The 1,509-nt window shown below is 38.0% G+C and carries 1 protein-coding gene; it reads right to left on the minus strand.

What is annotated here, in order from left to right:
* Positions 1-1,457: M1 family peptidase (locus ENL20_12075; protein HHE39292.1), on the minus strand; the 1,457-nt coding region annotated here is incomplete at its 3' end.
* Between the last annotated feature and the right edge of the window lie 52 nt (positions 1,458-1,509).

Below are 1,509 nucleotides of genomic sequence, written 5' to 3' on the forward strand. Positions count from 1 at the left end.
ACAAAAGTTTTAATGCGGGGAGAATATGACTCCAATTCCAGAAAATATGTATATTCCATATTTGGTAATCCGGGCTCAAAGATCCATTGCTGGAAAAATTGAGACAGTTCCATTCCGCTGACTTGTTCACAAATCTCGATAAATTCAGAAGAAACAACATTCTGATTATAATAGGTTTGAAAATAGGTTTGGAGAATCTCGAAGAAGGTTTCATTTCCTACCAGCAATCTCAACATGTGTAGAACTGATGCCGGTTTTTCATAGGTCGCAGGAGTAAAATATTCATTATAAGGAGGATCATAAACAATATAAGAATTTCCTCCAGCCCAGTTTTTATAATAATTCTGAATGCTGACGATCATATAATTTATCATTGCTTCAAATCCCTGCCATTCTTCCGTATAGAGAGCTTCCGAATAAACAGCAAAACCTTCGGAAAGCCAGACATCTGCCCAGGTCAGGGGAGTCAGGCAGTTTCCAAACCATTGATGGGAAAGTTCATGAGCAATTATCGTTTCTCCGCCATGATTTCCATCAATAAATGAAGTTCCTAAGGTGGTCATGGTTTGATGTTCCATTGCTCCGAAAGTAACCATTGGCACAACTGCATTTCCGTATTTTTCAAAAGGATAATCTCCGTATTTTTCGGAGAAAACCTCCATCATAAAGGGCAGATTGCTGAAATCTTCGAGAGCATTGTTATAATACGCTCCTGTCACAAAATTTTGAATTGGAATTTCTCCAAAAGTCTGATTGATTTCCAAATAGTTAGCAGCAGTTATGCAGGGAAGAAAAGTCACCATCGGATTTTCACCTTCCCAATGATGAGTTTTGGTCCCATCTCCATTGTCTTCAATTGCTGTTCTGACACCATTGCAGGCAACGAGCCAGTCATTCCGCATCCTGACATGAAGATCTACTACTGCTTTGTCCCAGGGATGATCATAAGCAGGCCACCACCATCTGCATCCACTTGGATCGGAAAGAGTAAATACATAATTCGAGCCAAAGATCATGCCAAGATGATAAACATCATTGCTCAAAACAGGATAACCGGAATAAGTAACGGAAGTTGAAAACTCTTCCCCTGGATCAATCGTTCCCAGATCGATCGTGATCAAACCATTTGCATGTGAGAAATCCGCAATTTCATCATTAACAAGTACTTCTTCAACATTCAAACTTTCCAGTTCATATTGGATTTGAGTCAGAGTTTCTTCTGCAACAACATCCGCAACCACAGTTCCTTCGATATAATGAGTCTGATCATTGATATAGAGTGTTATCTCATATTTCTGAACATCGAATCCATGAGCAGAATCAGCTCTAATATACTCAAAATCCGAAACATTCATAGATTCATTATTTATGAATTTGGGATGAGAAAATAGGATAAATGATGAGAGAATAAAAATAATAATAATGATATTTTTTTTCATAGTTGAACCTCCATTCATAGAGAGACTTTAAGCCTTCTGCAAGGCTCGTAACTTGTTCATATGAAACAAG

Source organism: Candidatus Cloacimonadota bacterium, assembly GCA_011372345.1.
GTDB lineage: Bacteria > Cloacimonadota > Cloacimonadia > Cloacimonadales > TCS61 > DRTC01.